This window comes from Psychrobacter sp. UBA2769 (assembly GCF_002352555.1).
GTDB classification, from domain to species: domain Bacteria; phylum Pseudomonadota; class Gammaproteobacteria; order Pseudomonadales; family Moraxellaceae; genus Psychrobacter; species Psychrobacter maritimus.
Genome location: NZ_DEIR01000014.1, coordinates 1 through 20,225, shown reverse-complemented (window position 1 = coordinate 20,225; position 20,225 = coordinate 1). Strand labels below are relative to the sequence as shown.

The 20,225-nt window shown below is 43.9% G+C and carries 16 protein-coding genes and 1 pseudogene; 10 read left to right on the top strand and 7 right to left on the bottom strand.

The features are described from left to right. Positions 1–38 precede the first annotated feature (38 nt). The 4 genes from B3Q63_RS05740 (at position 39) to scpB (ending at position 3,960) form a co-directional block, all read left to right on the top strand. A complete protein-coding gene (locus B3Q63_RS05740) occupies positions 39–1,148 on the top strand; it encodes a lipid A biosynthesis acyltransferase (protein WP_296174770.1) in 1,110 nt (369 codons plus the stop codon). 164 nt (positions 1,149–1,312) lie between these two features. Further along, positions 1,313–2,392, top strand: coding sequence for a tryptophan--tRNA ligase (locus tag B3Q63_RS05735; RefSeq protein WP_201619751.1), 1,080 nt, complete (start codon positions 1,313–1,315; stop codon positions 2,390–2,392). 180 nt (positions 2,393–2,572) lie between these two features. Further along, positions 2,573–3,382, top strand: a complete 810-nt coding sequence (locus B3Q63_RS05730; protein WP_296175133.1) for a segregation and condensation protein A — start codon at positions 2,573–2,575, stop codon at positions 3,380–3,382. A gap of 32 nt (positions 3,383–3,414) precedes the next feature. Then, complete coding sequence (scpB, locus tag B3Q63_RS05725) at positions 3,415–3,960, top strand: SMC-Scp complex subunit ScpB (RefSeq protein ID WP_296174767.1); 546 nt, start codon at positions 3,415–3,417, stop codon at positions 3,958–3,960. 249 nt (positions 3,961–4,209) lie between these two features. Here the strand turns inward: scpB and lolA are convergent, their stop codons facing one another. The 3 genes from lolA to rplU all read right to left on the bottom strand — a co-directional run bounded on the left by lolA (position 4,210) and on the right by rplU (position 6,016). Next, positions 4,210–4,896 carry an outer membrane lipoprotein chaperone LolA gene (gene lolA / locus B3Q63_RS05720; RefSeq protein WP_201565200.1) on the bottom strand — a complete coding sequence of 229 codons (687 nt, stop codon included), beginning with the start codon at positions 4,894–4,896 and terminating at the stop codon, positions 4,210–4,212. 459 nt (positions 4,897–5,355) lie between these two features. Then, the gene (rpmA, locus tag B3Q63_RS05715; RefSeq protein ID WP_055123782.1) at positions 5,356–5,613 is read right to left on the bottom strand and encodes a 50S ribosomal protein L27; all 258 of its coding nucleotides are present in this window, start codon (positions 5,611–5,613) and stop codon (positions 5,356–5,358) included. Positions 5,614–5,704: 91 nt separating this feature from the next. Continuing rightward, positions 5,705–6,016 carry a 50S ribosomal protein L21 gene (gene rplU, locus B3Q63_RS05710; protein WP_144297745.1) on the bottom strand — a complete coding sequence of 104 codons (312 nt, stop codon included), beginning with the start codon at positions 6,014–6,016 and terminating at the stop codon, positions 5,705–5,707. A 793-nt stretch (positions 6,017–6,809) separates the two neighbouring features. Between rplU and B3Q63_RS05705 the strand changes: the two genes are divergently transcribed. The 5 genes from B3Q63_RS05705 (at position 6,810) to hemB (ending at position 16,181) form a co-directional block, all read left to right on the top strand. Beyond that, positions 6,810–7,739 carry a polyprenyl synthetase family protein gene (locus tag B3Q63_RS05705; protein ID WP_201619809.1) on the top strand — a complete coding sequence of 310 codons (930 nt, stop codon included), beginning with the start codon at positions 6,810–6,812 and terminating at the stop codon, positions 7,737–7,739. Positions 7,740–8,412: 673 nt separating this feature from the next. Continuing rightward, positions 8,413–9,810 carry an efflux RND transporter periplasmic adaptor subunit gene (locus tag B3Q63_RS05700; protein WP_296174760.1) on the top strand — a complete coding sequence of 466 codons (1,398 nt, stop codon included), beginning with the start codon at positions 8,413–8,415 and terminating at the stop codon, positions 9,808–9,810. 34 nt (positions 9,811–9,844) lie between these two features. Beyond that, the gene (locus B3Q63_RS05695) at positions 9,845–13,093 is read left to right on the top strand and encodes an efflux RND transporter permease subunit (protein WP_296174757.1); all 3,249 of its coding nucleotides are present in this window, start codon (positions 9,845–9,847) and stop codon (positions 13,091–13,093) included. Next, complete coding sequence (locus B3Q63_RS05690) at positions 13,090–14,901, top strand: efflux transporter outer membrane subunit (protein ID WP_296174755.1); 1,812 nt, start codon at positions 13,090–13,092, stop codon at positions 14,899–14,901. The genes B3Q63_RS05695 and B3Q63_RS05690 overlap by 4 nt, the downstream gene beginning before the upstream one ends. Positions 14,902–15,173: 272 nt before the next feature. Beyond that, the gene (gene hemB / locus B3Q63_RS05685) at positions 15,174–16,181 is read left to right on the top strand and encodes a porphobilinogen synthase (protein ID WP_296174753.1); all 1,008 of its coding nucleotides are present in this window, start codon (positions 15,174–15,176) and stop codon (positions 16,179–16,181) included. Positions 16,182–16,278: 97 nt separating this feature from the next. Here hemB and B3Q63_RS05680 read toward each other — a convergent pair whose 3' ends face one another. Beyond that, a complete protein-coding gene (locus tag B3Q63_RS05680) occupies positions 16,279–17,256 on the bottom strand; it encodes a glutathione S-transferase family protein (protein ID WP_296174751.1) in 978 nt (325 codons plus the stop codon). A 760-nt stretch (positions 17,257–18,016) separates the two neighbouring features. On the opposite strand from B3Q63_RS05680, the gene B3Q63_RS05675 reads away from it, so the two are divergent. Beyond that, positions 18,017–19,138, top strand: coding sequence for a Fic family protein (locus B3Q63_RS05675; protein WP_102076935.1), 1,122 nt, complete (start codon positions 18,017–18,019; stop codon positions 19,136–19,138). 249 nt (positions 19,139–19,387) lie between these two features. On the opposite strand, the gene B3Q63_RS05670 is transcribed toward B3Q63_RS05675, so the two are convergent. The 3 genes and pseudogenes from B3Q63_RS05670 to B3Q63_RS05660 all read right to left on the bottom strand — a co-directional run. Next, positions 19,388–19,522: a hypothetical protein gene (locus B3Q63_RS05670; RefSeq protein WP_349676422.1), complete on the bottom strand. Its 135-nt coding sequence runs from the start codon at positions 19,520–19,522 to the stop codon at positions 19,388–19,390. Positions 19,523–19,525: 3 nt separating this feature from the next. Further along, the gene (moaB, locus tag B3Q63_RS05665; RefSeq protein WP_089555991.1) at positions 19,526–20,056 is read right to left on the bottom strand and encodes a molybdenum cofactor biosynthesis protein B; all 531 of its coding nucleotides are present in this window, start codon (positions 20,054–20,056) and stop codon (positions 19,526–19,528) included. Positions 20,057–20,119: 63 nt separating this feature from the next. After that, positions 20,120–20,225 (bottom strand): annotated as a pseudogene (locus B3Q63_RS05660) (IS5/IS1182 family transposase); the annotation flags it as partial.

The following is a 20,225-nucleotide window of genomic DNA, read 5'->3' as shown; positions in this document are numbered from 1 at the left end:
CTCATCATAATCATAACTTTTATTACCTTGTCCTCATTATGAAAGCCCCCGAACAATACGACCCTAGTAAGCCCGCAAGAACCGATATGCCAACACCGACGGCGGGTGAGCATAACAATAAACATAGCAAAATGGCTAAGTCACCTGCTATCCCTATCGGCACGCCAACGATTACGCAAACGCATAAGCAAACGGCGCAAGTGGATAAGAAACCCTTTCAATGGCAGTTTTTATTGCCTAAATATTGGGGTATTTGGCTAGTCTTGGCGATCTTTCTACCGATGATATATCTGCCATTACGTTGGCAGTTTTGGCTAGGTCGTAAGCTGGGTATTTTAATCTACAAAGTAGCAAGCTCACGCAGACGTGATACCTTGATTAACCTAAGATTGGCCTTTCCAGAAAAGCCCGAAGCTGAGCACGAGCTGATGGCAAAGCAAGTTTTTGTCAATCAAGGTATTGGGGTGTTTGAAACGCTATGCGCTTGGTTTCGTCCCAACATTTTCACGCGTACGGTTTCTATCTCAGGCTTACAGCACTTAGTTAATGCCCAAAACCAAGGTCGTCCTGTGATTTTGCTCGGGGCACATTATACGATGCTCGATCTTGGCGGTATGCTATGTACGCAGTTTTTCCCTTTGGATGGCATGTATCGTCCGCAGAATAACGCTTTGCTCGATTGGTTTATCTATAATGGACGCACCAATATATTAAGTAAGCAAATAGCTAGTAGGGATATGCGTAGCTTTGTTGAGTCGATTAAAGCAGGCCACGTGATTTGGTACTCACCTGACCAAGATTACGGATTAAAACAAGGCGTCATGGCACCATTTTTTGGTGTGCCAGCAGCGACTATTACCGCCTCACGGCGTATGGCCAAACTGGGCGACAAACAGCATCCGCCTGCACTTATGGCACTGCATACCTATCGGCAAACGCCAGATAGCCTACCAAAGGGCAAACGTCCGCATTATCATTTAACCATTACGCCAGAGCTTGATAATTATCCAAGTGATGACGAGATTGCCGATGCAACGCGCGTTAATGAAGTGCTAGAAGGATTGATTCGTATCGATCCGACCCAGTGGATGTGGTTTCATCGCCGCTTTAAAAACGGCCCTAATGGTCGTACTGATATCTATCGGTAGCCTTTTTTGGCAATAACATCGCGACGAAATTTGCTATACTTTGCAGCTGATATTTTTATTCTGCATATCATTTATATTATTAACTTAGTTATATTAATAACTCATTTACACCAATAACTCACTGATATCAATAATAACGTGAGAAACAAAACAATGGATTTTTCATGAGCACCCAAACTGACGCAGTTACAGACGCAGCTAAAATAGAAAGTAAACGTATCCTAACCGGCATCAAACCGACTGGCACTTTACATTTAGGCAATTACGTTGGCGCGATTCGTCCAGCGATTCAGTCTATCCAAAACAGTGACGACGAAGCGTTTTTCTTTTTGGCAGATTACCATGGCATTATCGGCTGTTATGACCCTGCTATTATTCATGAATCGACCAAAGCCATTGCAGCGACTTGGATTGCCTGTGGTCTTGACCCTGAGCGTGTGACCTTTTACCGTCAATCAGATGTGCCCGAAATACCAGAGCTTGCCTGGATTTTAAACTGCTCATGCGCCAAAGGTTTGATGAACCGGGCGCATGCTTATAAAGCGGCAGTCGACATCAATATGCAAAAAGAAGATGTCGATCCTGACCAAGGTATCAATATGGGTTTATTTGGCTACCCTGTGCTGATGGCAGCCGATATTTTGATGTTCAACGCCACGCATGTGCCTGTTGGTCGAGACCAGATTCAGCATGTCGAGATGGCACGTGATATTGCAGGCACCTTTAACCATCGCTATAAGGCTTTATTTACGCTCCCATCTGCGGTTGTAGATGACGATATCCCACTACTGACGGGTCTTGATGGACGCAAAATGAGCAAGAGCTATGGCAATACCATCCCATTATTTGGTGATTCTAATCCGCAAGTCAGCGCCGAAAAGCAGATGCATAAAGCCATCATGAAAATTGTGACCAACTCGCAGTTACCGGCTGAGCCAAAAGACCCTGATGATTCAGCTATTTTCGAGATTTATAAAGCTTTTGCGACGCCTACCGAGATTGCAGATATGCGGGCGCAGTATGCCGCAGGTATTGGCTGGGGTGATGCCAAGCAAGCCCTGTTTGACAAAATCAATAGCGAGATTGCTCCATTCCGCGCGCGTTATGAAGAGCTTATGGCAAATCCAAAAGAGCTGGAAGAAATCTTACAAATGGGCGCAGAAAAAGCGCGACGCCATAGTCGTAAGCAACTAGATAAGACTCGTCGTGCCATTGGTATCCGTCCACTTGCTAAGCTTAAGTAAGTCTTTGACTGCTTTAACTTATCGTAATCAAAGCGGATGCTAAGCGTGCAGACTGAGCTAACAAATCAACCAGCGGCTTTAACAAAAGCCGCTTCTCTTGTAGGCGCGTATCAAAACTCTGAGCTTATAGATAGCAATGGCGAGCATGATGGCCAACACGACCATTTAGTTGTTAATGATATGGCGCTGCGCATTTATCAGACGCCAGTGCAGCATCTACCAGAAGATTTATATGTGCCGCCGCAAGCGTTTGCCATTTGGTTAGAGCAGTTTGCAGGACCATTAGATTTTTTATTATATCTGGTCAAAAAAAACAACGTTGATCTGACCCAAATGCCGATATTGCCAATTACGGAGCAGTATTTGGCTTATATCAATGAGCTGGATACCGAACATTTTGAATTGGCCGGTGACTATCTGCTGATGGCATCAACCTTGATTGCGATTAAAACCGAGCTGCTACTACCAAAGCCCGAAACGCCGAGCGATGAGCGTGATCCAAAAGCTGAGCTGATTGAGCGCCTTGAAGAATATGCGCAAATTAAACTGGCCAGTCAGCGTTTGGACAATCTGGTACGTCTTGAGCGCGATGTGTTTTTAGCGATGGTCAGTATGCCCAGTCAAGACGTTATGAATGCGGAATTACCCAGTTACTCGCCGAACCTTTTGATTGATAGCTTATTTAAAATGCAACTGCAGCCCGACTATCAGATGCATACTATCAAAGTTGATGCCATACCCCTTTCTGACCGTATTGCCAGTATTAGCAGGCAGCTAAGCACGGATGGCGCGCACTCGTTTTATGAGCTATTGGATAAAACTCAAGGTAAGATAGGTGTGGTGGTTAGCTTTGTCGCAGTGTTAGAGCTAATGAAACGGCAGTTGGTTGGTGTTATAAACGCTGATTTAAAAGGTCACGATACTGCTGCTGACGATGAGTTTGCAGCAAACAGCCACATAGGACAATTAACGTTACAGTGGCTGGCTTAATGCTTAATGGCCTTTAATAGAGAATATGTGCAATGACAGATACGCAGCAGCGACACTTAGATGAGATGAGCAAACATATCGAGGTGCTCCTGCACGCCTCTGAAGCGCCCCTTACTGCCAATGTGCTAAAGAAGCAGTTATCGTTAAATACTAAAGAGCTTGCGCGAGCGTTGGAGATATTACAACAGCGTCTAGATTCTGGTGTACTGACCTTACATGAGACGGCCAGTGGTTATCGGCTACAAATAGCAGATAGCTATAGTCCGTTAATTCAGCGTGTATTCCCGCAGCGACAAGAACGCCTCAGCCAAGCCCTGCTTGAAACGTTGAGTGTCATCGCCTATAAGCAGCCGGTGACACGCGGTGGCATCGAGCACGTGCGCGGTGTGACGCTATCGAGTAACATACTGCGCCAATTATTTGATAAAGGTTGGATTGAAGAGAAAGGTTACAAAGAAACCTTGGGCCGCCCTGCACTGCTACATACCACGCCGCAATTTTTAGATGCGTTTGGATTGACCAATTTAGATGAGCTGCCCGCATTGCCAGATATGGAAGCTATTAAAGCGCTGTCTTAGCATCAAAGCATTCTCCTATTCAGCATCAAAACTCTTAGTTAGCATCAAAGCATTCTATTAGTTAGCTTAAAATAAGACCTGCACATTATTCTTACTCCCATAAAAAAGGACAAACCGAATAGGCTTGTCCTTTTTTTGAAACCAGTTTTTAAAGCAAATTTTTAAACCAGTTTTTTTAAATAAGTACGGTTAGATTCACAGTACTGATTATTGATTAATAATTATTGATTAATAATTATTGATTAATAATTATTGATTAATAATATCAACGCCCTTTGGTGGCGTAAATTTAAACTGACTGCTACCGATACTTGGGTTCATTTTGATACCACTAAACTTAATCGTCGTGGTTTGTCCTAAACTATCATTCAATACCATCATCACAGGCTTACCACCGCTAAAGCTCATCGATAAGCTCTTAAAGCTGGCACTCTCTGACTTTGGATATAATACATAGTAGTTTTTATTGGCGTATGGCTGAGTGATTTTAAAGTTCTTATCAATTTTGCTTGGATCACCTGACAACAATAACGCTGGGGTATTACCCACTTGGCTATCGACATTTTGCTTGGTCGCTTGCTCCAAATCCTTATCATAAACCCACATCGAGCTGCCATTTGCCACAATCAGCTGCTCTGACGGCGACTTGGTTTCCCAGCGGAAGTTATTTGGACGCTGCACACTCATCGTACCCGTAAAGGTACCACTATTTGCGCCTTTGGTGGTTTGGCTAAAGTTAGCGGTCATACTTTTGGTATTACTTAATAATTTGTTTAAGCGTTTGGCGGCAGTCAGATTATCAGCCGGAGCAGCCGTTGCCGATTGCGTTAAAGCCATCATCGGCGCGGCAACACCAAGTGAGGTCATCAATACACCCGCTAAAGCACCGCTCATTACTTTTTGTTTTAAGGTTGTTTTGTTTGTTAATAAAGTCATTATAAATCCTCTTTTAAATGCAAAATAGCATAAAGATAAAACGTTTTAATTAAAATTTTTGTTTTCAATAAGTGCTTATCTCACGATAGTCAGTCCAGAATCAATAAACTTAAACTGACGTGATTAAACAATGCAGACAGTGTGCCAGTTTTTTTATTACGCGCCTAGTCATGATTTGCAATCATTACTACCGCTGCCATACACGCTTGTAACCAGTAGCGTTACATAGCATTCACTGCTATTTGTTGTCTGTTTTATATATAAATTAGGGTTATTTAAAAGCAGTTTGCGAGCTATTGATAATGTTATGACCTACTATTTATAATCATTTGCTTTTGATAATCTGCTTTTACTAAAGAACCAGCACCATAAAAAAACCCTTACTACCAAACGGTAATAAGGGCTTTTTTTAGTCATCAAGCTATTTTAATCTTCGATTAAAATAACCCAGATGGGCAATTATGCGCTTTCAACCATAACATAACGACGGTTGAATTTACCTTTGGTCGCAAACTTTACCACACCGTCATTTAGTGCAAATAAAGTATGGTCACGACCCATGCCAACGCCTTCGCCTGCGTGGAATTCTGTACCACGTTGACGAACGATGATGTTACCAGCTGTGATAGCTTGGCCACCAAAGATTTTAACGCCTAGCATTTTTGGGTTTGAATCACGACCGTTACGGCTCGAACCGGCAGCTTTTTTATGTGCCATGAGAAAATCTCCTTGTTAATGTGACTTATCGCTAATGCGACAACTCTTAAGCATTTAGTGCGCTATTTAGCAGTAATTGCTAAGTGAATAATTAGGCATTAATAGCTTTGATTTTTAACAAGGTATACCATTGGCGGTGACCTTGCTCTTTGTGATAATGCTTACGACGGTTGTGTTTGATGATACGGATTTTTTCGCCGCGACCATGTTCAACCACTTCAACTTCTACGCTAGCGCCTTCAACGACAGGCTGACCGATTTTGACAGTTTCGCCGTCAACAACCATCAACACGTCTTCAAATTTGATTGTTTCGCCTTTTTCTGCTTTTAGTAGTTCAACTTTAAGCAATTCATCGACGACTACACGGTGCTGTTTACCACCAGTTTTGATTACTGCGTACATTGTATGACTCCGTTTAACCCGTGTGCCGTGGCTGATATCATACCAACGCTTTTACGACGAACACGACAGGGAAAAATTAAAGGCAAGATTTTACGGCTTTTTGCTCATAAAAGCAAGCCGCATCTCTTGTTTTACTCAGGTGGTAATACCAATAATACTGGCTCAAATGTTTGTCTATACTTATATATAAAAATGATGTGATTGATTAACAAGGGTATAAACCACCGCTGTTAAGACCACTATCTTTATTCAAGTATAAGAGATCAAACCATCATTGGTTAAAATCCAACAGCGGCTATTATAACTTATCTAATCAGTTACTTACAGTTTTTTGTAAATATTGGCTTATTATTACCCAATGCGGGTGAATAGACCCTAGTCTATATACTAATTAGCTTAATAAACATCCATCTATTATTGTTTAATTAGACGACCAATATATCAAAATATAGGGCTAAACAGACGGCTAAATATAAAGACAGCCCTGCATTCTGCTATACTTAAATCAACAATTGACCCAGATAGCTATGCTATTATGCGTCAAACGATAGCCTTACTATCAATACTTGCAATAAGCACTTACTATAAATAGATAGACCGCTATTCAAACCCTCTTTTATTTTCATTGGTATGACGACTCATTATGACCAGTAACTCTTTATCTAACGCCGCTACAGCATCAACCACACCCTTAACTAAGTTAGCAAGCACGCCAAGCAATGCTGAACCAAACCATGCTGACACCCTAAGCTATGCCGATATTCAAAGCATCGTTGCTGATGATTTTGACATTATGGACAAGCAAGTTTTTGGCAGTTTGAATTCCAAAGTTCAACTGGTCATGAGCGTCTCGCAGCATGTGATTAATGCTGGCGGTAAACGTATGCGCCCGCTCATTACCTTGTTATGCGCGCGGATGTTTAATGATGAGCCGTCACAGCAAGCGATGCATTTGGCGGCGATTACTGAGATGCTGCATACCGCAACCTTAGTCCATGATGATGTGATTGACGAATCAGGTCAGCGCCGTGGTAAGCCAACCGCAAACGCCACTTGGGATAATGCCACCGCAGTGTTGGTCGGTGACTATCTGATTGCTCGCGCCTTTAACTTACTGGTTGGGTTTCAGAGCTTACCACTATTGCAAGTGTTCTCAGATGGTACCTGTGATATCGCCGAGGGCGAAGTGTTACAGCTACAGCATCAGCACAATCCTGAAGCCACTGAAGCCGATTATCTAAACATCATCGATGGAAAGACATCGCGCTTATTTATGATGGCGACCCAAGGCGCGGCTATTTTGCAAAATAAAACTGAGCACCTGCAAGCATTGGCTGATTTCGGTCAGCATTTCGGTAATGCCTTTCAAATCGTTGATGACGTGCTCGATTATAGTGGCGATAGCGAGCTGATGGGCAAAAATCTCGGTGACGATTTGGCGGAAGGTAAACCAACGCTGCCAACCATTAAAGCGCTTGAGCTATTAAAAGACAGCGATACCGCAGGCTATGAGCAGTTACGTATCGCCGTGCAAACCGGTAAGACACCAAATGCTGAGCAGCTTATCGAGCTGGTACGTCATTCAGGCTCGCTTGAATACTGTAAGCAGCGCGCATTAGAAGAGACCAAACTTGCCCAGCAAGCGCTTAGCAGCTTACCTGATAATCGCTACCGCCAAGGGTTATATCAATTGACGGAACTTGCCAGCGCGCGTTTAGTATAAAGGCTATTTATTTATCTTATATATTGGACTTTTTATATATTTTTCATATACCAAGATTTCAATATATCAGATAAAGACCACTTTATTTATTAAAAGTTAAGTTAAGCCTGACTTTATAATAATAAGACATAAAAGATGAGGAGAGTTTGGCTATGATACTAGCAGCCTCCTCATTACTCATACCAAACACTGACTTAAGCGCATACGTTTTGCCTCCATATTTTAGCGTTCACACTTAAGTATTGCTAATACAGAATTTTTCTGTCTCCTTTGTTTTCTACTGTATTTTTATACAGCTTTCTTGCTACTATCTCTGAATCTCATTTAAAAAAACAAAAATTAACAATATTCTAGTTCAGCATTCATTACGAATTTTACAAGGTATTTTTAACGCTATGCTTGTATTATCAATGGCTGTTAGGCATTTATTGAGCTAGAAGACAATTGTGAGACGCAAAAACGGTTTTTTACACCTTGACTGTAGGGTATACCCTATAGTTTATAATCATTCATTAAATTAAATCTGCTTATCCGATTGTTACGCGTTTAGCGATTAATATATTGGCAACGGTAAATGCATATTACTTTTCATATCTACCACGTTAAGATTTACCCCTAAACTTTTAATACTGTAATTATTTATTATATGATATTTATATTGCCGAGGACATTGATGAAGCACTCTACTCTTGCGCTTGTAATAGCATCTGTACTATCTGGAGCTGTACTGGTTGGCTGTGACAAAAACGAGGACGCAGCTGGTGACGCAGCCGCACAGCAGCAAATGCCACCTGCTGTCGTCAACGTTCAGACTGTCACTCTAGATACCGTACCCCAAGTACAGACCTTTGCTGGACGTACCGCGGCTTATCAAACCGCAGACGTTCGCCCACAGGTTAATGGCATTATTGACGAGGTGTTGTTCCGTGAGGGCAGCAACGTCAAAAAAGACCAACCTTTATATCGTATCAATACTGATAACTACGCGACGTCTATTACCAGTGGGCAGGCGGCTATTCAGCAGGCTCAAGCCAACTATCAGACAGCGGTGGCAAACAATGCCAATGCTAAAGCTGAATTGGTCAGCCGCCAAGCATCATTATCACAAGCGCAAAATGATTTACAACGCTTGCAAGGTTTGATCGAAATTGATGCTATCTCAAAGCAGCAATATGACCAAGCTGTCACCCAAGTTCGTACCGCCCAAGCGGCAGTCGAAAGTGCGCGTGCGGCTATCGGACAAACGGAAGCAGGTATCGAGAGTGCGAAAGCGGGCATCCAAACTGCCAAGGCAGGTTTACAAGCCAGCACTCTGGATTTAAACCGTACTATCGTACGTGCGCCGCTCTCAGGTCGTACTGACCGCTCTAGCGTGACTGCCGGTACGTTGGTTAGCGCCGGTCAACCTGATCCTTTAGTGACTATCTCACGCCTAGATCCTATCTATGTCGATATCAGCCAGTCTTCATCTGAATTGCTTAAGTTACGCCAGCAAATCTCTGCCGGTAAAGCACAAGCAGGCATGAACTCGGTTGAATTGGTGTTAGAAGATGGCTCAACTTATCCCGTACGCGGTGAGCTTGCTTTATCTGAAGCAAAAGTTGATGAATCAACCGGTGCGGTGACCTTACGTGCGGTCTTCCCTAATAAAAACAATATCTTGTTGCCTGGTATGTATGTCAGTGCGCGCTTAACCCAAAGCGTCATCACTAACGCCGCTTTGGTACCACAAAGCGCCGTCATGCGGACACCGAAAAGTGAAACGCAAGTTTATATCGTTGATGAGAATAACAAAATCCAAGTACGTCCTGTCACTATTAATGGTGCCTATAAAGGGCAATGGGTGGTCACAGACGGCCTACAAGCAGGGGATAAAGTGGTGGTTATTGGCGGTGCAAAAGTGAAGCCTGAGCAAGAGGTGGTCGCCAAACCATTACCAGATGCCAATGCAGCGCCTGCTAAGCCAGGTGCACCTGCTGCCCAAACGCCGCAGCAAGCTGCAAAAGCGATGGATAAGCCAGCTAGTAAAGATGCCGCTGCTAAAAAACCTGCAGAATCTACCGCTAACTAATTCCATTCAAAGATAGGAAGACTAGGGATATACTATGTCACGTTTTTTTATTAATCGCCCTATTTTTGCATGGGTGATGGCTATTTTGGTCATGCTCATCGGGGTGATATCGGTCATTAATTTGCCGATTGAGCAGTATCCACGTATTGCACCACCAACGATTTCGGTTAGCGCAAGCTATCCTGGTGCTAACGCTCAAACTGTTGAAGATTCCGTTGTGCAGATTATTGAACAACGTATGAAAGGTCTTGACGGTCTGATGTATATGTCATCGTCGAGTTCCTCAAACGGTGGCGCATCAGTAACCTTGACCTTTGAAAACGGTACTGATTCTGATACCGCACAGGTACAGGTACAGAATAAACTTCAAGCCGCCATGAGCTCATTACCTGAGTCGGTACAGCGTCAAGGCGTCAACGTCAATAAATCCTCTAGCAGCTTTTTAATGGTGCAAGGTTTTATTTCTGAAGACGGCAGCATGGATCGCGCAGATATCGCCGATTATATCAACTCAAACGTTGTTGACCAGTTGAGCCGTGTCGAAGGTGTGGGTGAAGTGCAGGTGTTTGGTTCGGCTTATGCGATGCGTATCTGGCTTGACCCTTCTCTGTTGCGTAGCTATAACATGGTGCCATCTGATGTGGTGAACGCTGTACGCTCGCAAAACGCGCAAGTGTCTGCCGGTCAGCTAGGACAAGCGCCTGCTGATACCGATCAACAGGTTATCAACGCTACCGTGACGGTGCAAAGCTATCTACAAACCCCTGAAGAATTTGAAAACATTCTCTTAAAAACCGATACCTCTGGCGCAAAAGTTCGCTTAGGTGATGTTGCAAAAGTTGAAATTGGTAGTGAAAACTATAGTGTTATTTCACTATATAACGGTAATGAAGCAGCCGGTCTGGGTATCTCATTGGCCGGTGGTGCAAACGCGCTGGAAACTCGCGAAGCGGTTGGCGCACGTATGGCCGAGCTGGAAGCAAACTTCCCAGCGGGTCTGGTATCAGTAGTCCCTTATGACACCACGCCGTTTGTACGTTTGTCTATCGAGCAAGTGGTCAAGACGCTGATTGAAGCAATTGTCTTGGTATTTATCGTCATGTTCATTTTCTTACAGAACTGGCGTGCGACCATTATTCCGACCCTTGCCGTTCCTGTGGTTCTATTAGGTACCTTTGCGGTACTCTATATTGCAGGCTTTAGTATCAACGTCCTAACCATGTTTGCCATGGTACTGTCCATCGGTCTACTGGTCGATGACGCCATTGTGGTGGTAGAAAACGTCGAGCGTATTTTGGAGGAAGATCCTCATATCTCCATTAAAGACGCTACCCTACAATCGATGCGCGAGATTAGTAAAATCGTTATCGGTATTGCCTTGATTCTATCAGCGGTATTCGTACCGATGGCCTTCTTTGGTGGTTCAACTGGTGTGATTTATCGTCAGTTCTCAATCACCTTGATTACTGCCATGGTCTTATCGGCATTGGTCGCGCTTATCTTTACCCCTGCTCTGTGTGTGACCTTGCTCAAACGTAGCAAAAGCCATGACAAAGCCTCGACAGAAGAGAAAAAAGGCTTCTTTGGTTGGTTTAACCGCTCTTTTTATAAAGTCAGCCGTAGCTATGAAAACTCGGTTGGTAAAAGCTTCCGCTTTAAATGGTTATACTTAATCGGCTATGCTGCCATCATCGGTATTATGGCAGTGGTATTCTTACGTATCCCCGGCTCGTTCTTACCAGAAGAAGACCAAGGTATTATGTTTACCTTAGTTCAGCTTCCTGCTGGTGCGACGCTGGATGAAACGCAAGATGTACTCGATAAAGTCAGTAATTATTATGATACCCAAGAAGGCGATAATATTGCCTCTGTCTTTACCATTGCAGGTTTCAGTTTTGCCGGACAAGGGCAAAATATGGGACTGGCATTCGTACGTTTATCTGACTGGGCTGATCGTCCCGGTGCAGAAAACACCGCAAAAGCGGTGGCCGATCGTGCCATGGGTTACTTCTTTACCCAGTTAAATGAAGCCCAAGTATTTGCGATTGTACCGCCCGCGATTACCGAACTTGGTAACGCCAGTGGTTTTGATTTAATGATTCAGGACACCGGCAACCTTGGGCATGATGGGCTACTTGAAGCTCGTAACATGCTCCTCGGTATGGCGGCGCAAAATGACAAAGTCGCAGGCGTTCGTCCAAACGGTCAAGAAGATGCACCGCAGTTAAAAATTAATATCAACCAAGAACAAGCTGCTGCTTATGGTTTGTCATTGGGTAATATCAATAGCGTCATCTCTACCGCGTGGGGTTCAAGCTATATCAATGACTTCGTCGACCGCGGTCGTATTAAGCGTGTGTTTGTCCAAGGTGAGCCAAGCAGCCGTACCAACCCTGATGATATCGGTAAGTGGTTTGTTCGTAACGATAGCGGTGATATGATTTCATTCGATGCTTTCTCTAGTAGCGAATGGCAATCAGGCTCTCCGCGTCTGACCCGTTATAACAGCTTACCGTCGATGAATATTCAAGGTAGTGCCGCGCCCGGTTTAAGTACGGGTGAAGCAATGAGCTCCATGGAAGCCATAATGGAGAAGATGCCTGAAGGTGTTGGCTATGAGTGGACAGGTATGTCACTTGAAGAGCAAAAGTCAGGTGCCCAAGCGCCGATGCTTTATGCACTGTCAATCTTAGTGGTATTCTTATGTCTAGCCGCCTTGTATGAAAGCTGGTCTATCCCCTTCTCTGTCCTATTGGTTATCCCACTTGGGGTACTAGGTGCGGTGATATTTACGTGGCTACGCGGCTTTAATAACGATATTTACTTGCAAGTTGGTCTACTGACGGTAGTTGGTCTATCGGCCAAAAACGCCATCTTGATTATTGAGTTTGCAAAGGAACACCAAGAAGAAGGCTATAGCCTAAAAGAGGCGGTCATGACAGCGGCGCGTCAACGTCTGCGTCCGATTATTATGACCTCACTTGCCTTTGGACTCGGTGTTGTGCCATTATTCATCGCCACAGGTCCGGGCTCGGGCAGTCAAAACGCCATCGGTACTAGTGTGGTTGGTGGTGTTGTCACCGCAACTATCTTAGGTATCTTCTTTATTCCGATGTTCTATATTTGGGTACGTAGTATGTTCCCGCATAAATATGAGAACAACAAACCAAACGATAGAGATGATGGCAATGACGGCACACCTGGCCCGCAAAACCCCACGCCTTCTGACCCAATGTCTTCTGAGAGTTATCAGCCTGTAAGCCTTGGAGATAATACACAATGAGTGCTCAAAAAAACATTACCTTAAGCTCAGCAGCGGTAGCAAACATTGCTACCACTGCGCAACCGGCGCTTGCAGTACTGCGCAAAAATGGCGGTCGTCTAATCGGCTTGACCGCTTTAGCGTTAAGCATGGCGGCTTGTAATACCATTCCAAAAGCGGATATGCGCCCTGTCCTTGCTGAGCCGAATATACCTATCGAACAAACTTATGGCGCGTTTGATAAAGAAACCGTGAGTAGCGCTGATCAGCCAAGTATCGCCGGTCAACGCTGGCAGAATTTCTATAGCGACGAGCGCCTAAAAGGTCTGATTGCGTTAGGTTTAGAGAACAACAAAGACTTTGAAAGCGCCCGCTTAGCAATTGAGAAAGCACGTGCGCAATATCAAATCACCGATCTTAATGATCTACCTAGAATTGATGGTAGCGGTGGTTACGCGCGCCAAGCGCAAAACAGAACTGACAAAAACCCCAACAGCTCCTATAACGTCAATCTTGGTCTTGCCAATTATGAGTTAGACTTTTGGGGTAAAATTGCCAGCTTAAAAGACCAAGCGTTACAGAATTTCTTGGCCACTACCGCGGCAAAAGATTCAACTCAAATCAGCCTAATCAGTAATATTGCTCAAAGCTATGCCAACTTAAGCTATAGCTTAGCGCAATTAAAACTGGCAGAGGCGACGGTTGAAAGTCGTGAGAAATCACTATTTATTGCTGATAAACGCTTTGAAGCAGGCATTGATCCTAAGCTGCCATCTTTGCAAGCCAGTGCGTCATTAGAAAATGCCAAACTTGCTGTCTTACGGGCGCAAAGCAGTATTTTAAAAGCGCGTAATGCCTTGCAGTTTTTGGTAGGTGGACCGATTCCAACCAACCTTATTCCAACGCCTGCGGTCAGTAATATCACAAATCAGCAGATATTTAACGCCGGTTTACCGAGTGAGTTGCTGCGCTATCGTCCTGATGTGTTGCAAGCAGAATACAATCTAAAAGCTGCTGGTGCCAATATCGAAGTAGCACGCGCGTCTTACTTCCCGTCTATCAGCCTAGCCAGTAGCGTAGGTTTGAGTAGCGGCAGTTTAGATAACCTGTTTAAGAGTGGCTCGGTCGGTTGGTCATTTGGCCCAAGCATTAGCGTGCCTATCTTTGATGCTGGTCGCTTAGATGCCAATTACGACGTGGCGAAAATTGAGCGTGAACAGACGCTAGCTGGCTACGAGAAATCTATCCAAACCGCGTTCCGCGAAGTATCAGATGTGTTGGCAACACGCGCAACATTGGGTGATCAGCTCGCCGCGCAATACCGCTTGCAAGATAACTTTGAGCAAACCTATCAGATTGCCGATGCACGCTTTAAAGCCGGTATTGCAAACTATCTAGACGTGCTTGATGCGCAGCGCTCATTGTTCTCAACGCAGCAAGGTATCTTGGACTTAGAGCTACAAAAAATCATTAGCCAAGTCGAGCTTTATCAAGTCTTAGGTGGCGGCGCTAACCTTGACGTGCCAACGGTGATTCCTGTACCGCATAAAAACTTAGTGCAATTGGTCAATCTACCTGCCAATAGTAATAAAGCAAAAGCGGTCGATGCTATCGATGCGGCTAGCTCAGCTCGTGTGGCTTCTGCACAAGAAGCCCAAGCGATTAAGCAGGCGCAACCAACAGAAAAGGCAACCTTTAAGCCGACCGCTGTGGTTGATGTCAATAATGATGGCAAAACAGACGCTGCGGTAGGTGTGGTCACTGAAAAGACGACCTTTAGCGACACCAGTGTTGAGCAAGTACCTGTTACCCAGATTGTTGAGCCTTAAACAGTCATAAAAGATATTGTGAGGGCACTACCCTCACATTGACAGTCGATACGTACAATCAGCCCTACCGACTTGGTAGGGCTTTTTGCTTTCGATAGCGACTATTGGTTATAGTAATTATTCGTTATAGTAGTGCTGGGTATAATAGAACATTATATTAACGACGCTTTTATCACTTTAGCGGTGCCAATTTTATAAAAAACATGCATTAAAACAGCTTATTTAATCAAGCTGATAAGTAACACATGCTTAAAATCAAATAAGGAAACCTCATGACTTATACTTTTAACCGTCAATTCCCTGAAACTCGCCTACGTCGCTTGCGTTATAACGACAACGTGCGCGCGATGATTCGTGAAGTTGAGCTGCATCCCAAGCACTTTATCGCCCCTGTTTTTGTTTTAGAAGGCAACAATAAGCGCGAAGCAATCGCTAGTATGCCCGGTGTTGAACGCTTATCGATTGATTTGCTGATTAATTATGCCAAAGAATTATTAGCGGAGGGCGTCACCACAATTGACATCTTCCCCGTGATTGATAATTCATTAAAAACGCCTGATGGCAAATCGGCTTATGATGAAAACGGCCTTAGCGCACGTGCAGTCAAAGCGGTGAAAAATGCCGTGCCAGAAATGGTAGTGATGACCGATGTGGCGCTAGACCCTTATACCTCACATGGTCAAGATGGATTGCTTGATGACAGGGGCTATGTGGTCAATGACGAAACGGTGGAAGTATTGGTCAAGCAAGCGCTCGTCCACGCTCGCGCTGGCGCTGATATCATCTCTCCAAGTGATATGATGGATGGCCGCATCAAAGCCATGCGTGACGCCTTTGAAGCCGAAGGCTTTGTCAATACCGCTATCATGTCCTACTCTGCCAAATATGCCTCTGCTTACTACGGTCCGTTCCGTGATGCCGTCGGCAGTGCAGGCAACTTAAAAGGCGGTCATAAAAAGCAGTATCAGATGGACTTTGGTAATCGCGCCGAAGCACTGCACGAAGTTGCCATGGACATAGCCGAGGGCGCTGATATGGTGATGATTAAACCGGGTCAGCCGTATTTAGACCTTATCCGCGAAGTCAAAAACACCTTTGGCGTACCGACCTTTGCTTATCAAGTGTCGGGCGAATATGCGATGCATATGGCTGCTATTCAAAATGGCTGGCTAACCGATGCGGTGATTTTAGAATCCTTGATAGGTTTCCGCCGTGCGGGCGCTGATGGAATTTTGACTTATTTTGCCCTAGAAGCGGCTCGTCAATTGAATAATGCTTAATATGCATTAAATTGCGTTGTATATAAAAAAACCGCGCCAGCTTATGTATTAGCTGACGCGGTTTTTTATTGGCCTTATTTTAAAAGCTCAATAAAACTTATAAATGGGCACGGTCATGCGCTGCATTAAAGTCAAGCAGCGGACCGACGGGGATAATACGCGTGGGATTGATATTGGCATGGCTGGTGTAATAATGCGCCTTAATATGCTCGATACTTACCGTCTCTGCGATACCGGGCACCTGATATAAATCACGCAGATAACCCGAAAGGTTGGGATAATCAACAATGCGGCGAATATTACATTTAAAGTGTCCAACATATACCGCATCAAAGCGCACCAGCGTGGTAAATAAGCGCCAGTCCGCCTCAGTTATCGTATTACCTAGTAAGTAACGCTGGTCTGCTAGACGCGCCTCTAACGTGTCTAGCGCATCAAATAAGGTTACTACCGCTTCTTTATAAGCGGCTTCGGTCGTGGCAAATCCTGCTTTATAAACGCCGTTATTCACCGCTGAATAAACAAACTCATTAACCGTATCGATTTCTGCTAGCAACTCTGTTGGCAAAAAATTAATGGCTGTTGCCCCTACTTCGTCAAAGGCTGAGTTAAACATCCGAATAATCTCAGACGATTCATTACTGACGATGGTATTGGTTTCTTTATCCCATAATATTGGCACTGTCACGCGTCCCGTATAATCAGGCTTCGCGGCAATATAAACCTCATATAGATAGTCTGCTTTGACGATTGGATCAGCAATGACGCCTGCGCCCTCTGCAAATGTCCAACCTTTATCGCCCATAAATGGATGCACGACAGACAGTGAAATCATGTCCTCCAAGCCCTTTAGCTTGCGATAAATGGTGGTGCGATGCGCCCAAGGACAGGCAAGCGAGACATATAAATGGTAACGATTGGGCTCAGCTTTAAAGCCGCCGATACCTGATGGGCCCGCGCTGCCATCAGCCGTCACCCAGCTTCTAAAACCAGCATCTTCGCGCTCAAAGCGTCCTTCGCTCGCCTTGGTGTCATACCATTTATCTTGCCACTGACCGTCGACTAACAATCCCATATCTTGCCCCGCTTTATTTTAGTTATAAATGTATTTGATTAAAAATGACTACTATCAAACGATGCAAACAAAATAATTGCTATCGTCATATTTATTCAACTTTAAAGCTCATAGTAACATTTCTATGTTGCCCAGACATTAAGCTTTGTTTGTTTCTGAAATAGCATTTATCTTAAAAGGCAGAGTTATGGTGCGGATTAAATTGAGATAGATTTTTTTAGAAAAAGTTGAAAACCTTATTTTGAGAGGCAGGCGAATTATAAAATTTGAGCGTCTAACGGATACGAATTTTCTATTTTTCTACCATCCATATTTTATAGGCATTAAATTACAGGCATAAAAAAAAGCCCCAATCATAAAGATTGGGGCTTTCGAATCTGGTAGGCGTAACTAGATTCGAACTAGCGACCTCTACCATGTCAAGGTAGGTCAACCAAAACCCATAAATGTATCTTATATTACATCCCTTTATTTATAATGCCTACAGCGATTTTTAACTTCACGAAAACGCAAAGTTATTTAAAATCATATTAGATTTATTTCGTAAATAGGCACTATAAAATTATAGTGTTTTTACCTCCACTCCCCCCTCGGTTTTTTGAGCTAATTACCTATATTTTCTCCACTTTTTCTGTCCTTTTTACTAAAAAGGCTAGGTTTAACTCATCATTTCGGCGATGACTTTCCTTGTTTATTAAGTCTAATCTCTGCATAATATAAGGAGAATAGCCCTCTAACTTCTGCAGGTTTTGGTCTTATTATGAAACACGTTACTTATATTCATGAACACCCCAATTGGACAGATTGGCAATGGTCAGATAAAAAACTGTTGCCGCTGGTAAGCCAAGTGCGATTGCTTCAAGGTCAGCTTCTCGGAAAATTGCTGACACTAGGATTTGATTTAAATGTTGAAGCTCAGTTAGACGCCGTTACTCTTGAAATCGTTAAAACATCTGAGATCGAAGGTGAAATTTTAAAAACAGATCAAGTAAGATCCTCTGTTGCTCGGCATTTAGGGGTTGATGACCATAATATGCCTGCAGCCTCACGAGAAATTGATGCAGTGGTTGAGATGATGCTAGATGCAACATTCCACTATCAAAAGCCCTTATTGTTAGAAGATTTGCTCGGTTGGCATCGAGCGCTGTTCCCAGAAGGCTATAGCGGGCTTTATCGTATTAAAGTTGGCAAGCTTCGGGATGATAGTCAAGGCGCTATGCAAGTAGTTTCAGGAGGCTATGGCCGAGAGCGAGTGCATTTTGTTGCTCCTCATGCAGACAGGATTTTTGATGAGTTGGATCTTTTTTTACAGTGGCTTAATATGCCGTCTAGCCAGCAAGATAATTTAGATTTGGTCATTAAAGCGGGTATCGCGCATTTATGGTTTGTGACGTTGCATCCTTTCGATGATGGTAATGGACGGCTGACAAGAGCAATCACGGAGCGAATGCTAGCAAAAAGTGATGGTAGCGCTCAGCGCTTTTATAGTATGTCCGCGCAAATTCTAAATCGGCGCAATGATTATTATAAGGTGTTGGAACGTACACAAAAAGGCGATCGCGATATTACTTTGTGGCTGGTTTGGTTTTTAGAAACGCTGAAAGACGCTTTACTTGCAGCTCAAGCGACCACCGATAAAATTATGGATAAAGCCAGCTTTTGGCAGATGCATCGACATCATGCGTTAAATGATAGACAGATTAAGATGCTTAATAGTTTGATGAGTGACTTTTACGGCAAGTTGACCACTAAAAAATGGGCGACTATTAATAAGTGCTCGATTGATACCGCACTTCGAGATATCAATGATTTGATAGAAAAAGGAATGTTAGAGAAGTCCGCTGCTTCAGGGCGTAGTACAAATTATGAGATTGTTTTATAAGCTTGGGCACTGATTGACAGCTAGTCCTAGTTATACCCTCCCGCAACCTTCTTGACAGCTTCAGCTTTAAATTCGGCTCTAGGAGGTAGTTTTCTTGTTTCTGGTAAGCTCCGATTAATACGCTTAGTTTACCAAGTTTACCTCTACGGTTTCTTCAGCATAGCTCAGTGCAGCATACAAACAAACTAGCACCATTTAAATAATGTTCCAGCGTAAATAGAGGAGTCAGTTTAGAGAAGACTTAATAATTCAATCGCTTGTTGGCAAGATAAGCTCAGCTTTTGGCGACCCCATACGTTTGGAGGCGCCGCCTGCTAAAATAACGATACCGGCTAAGCAGCTGAGTTCATCTGCTTGGGTTGAGCTGTCTGCAACTTGCAGCATCAATCAATCGTGACCTGGGTTGGTACGCATAAAGTGCGGCACAAAGTTACAAGGACGCGTGCGGCTATCGAGCTGCTCTTGTAAGATACCTTCCCACGCAGTGCGGCAAGCACCTGACGAACCGGGCAGGCAAAAAATGCCCGTACCGTTTGCCATACCAGCAACGGCGCGAGATTGGATGGTAGACATACCGATATCGTCTTTTGAGATTAAGCGGAACATTTCGCCAAAACCATCAACCGATTTATCAAATAATACGCCGACTGCTTCAGGCATACTGTCTCTGATATAGAAACCCGTACCACCAGTGGTAATAATGGCGTGCACATCTGGGTCGGCAATCCAACCACTAATGACGGCTCTGATTTTATAAATATCATCAATAATCAACTGACGATCCGCCAGTTGGTGGCCTGCTGCGGTCAATTGGTCAACCAAATATTGCCCTGAGGTATCTTCTGCAAGAGTACGACTGTCAGAAACCGTTAAGATGGCGATATTGAGCGGGGTAAAGGGTGCTTGCAGCTTACTCATGAATAATCCTTAATAACTATGCTTGTTATAAAAAATAAAAAATTTGATTATTAGGGCGTGTCTTCAATTCATCTTACAATGAACGATAGTACACGCCAGATAAAGCATTGACTTAAAATTACGAGCTAACTTCTCATAGCGAGTGGCGATACTACGAAAATGCTTGAGC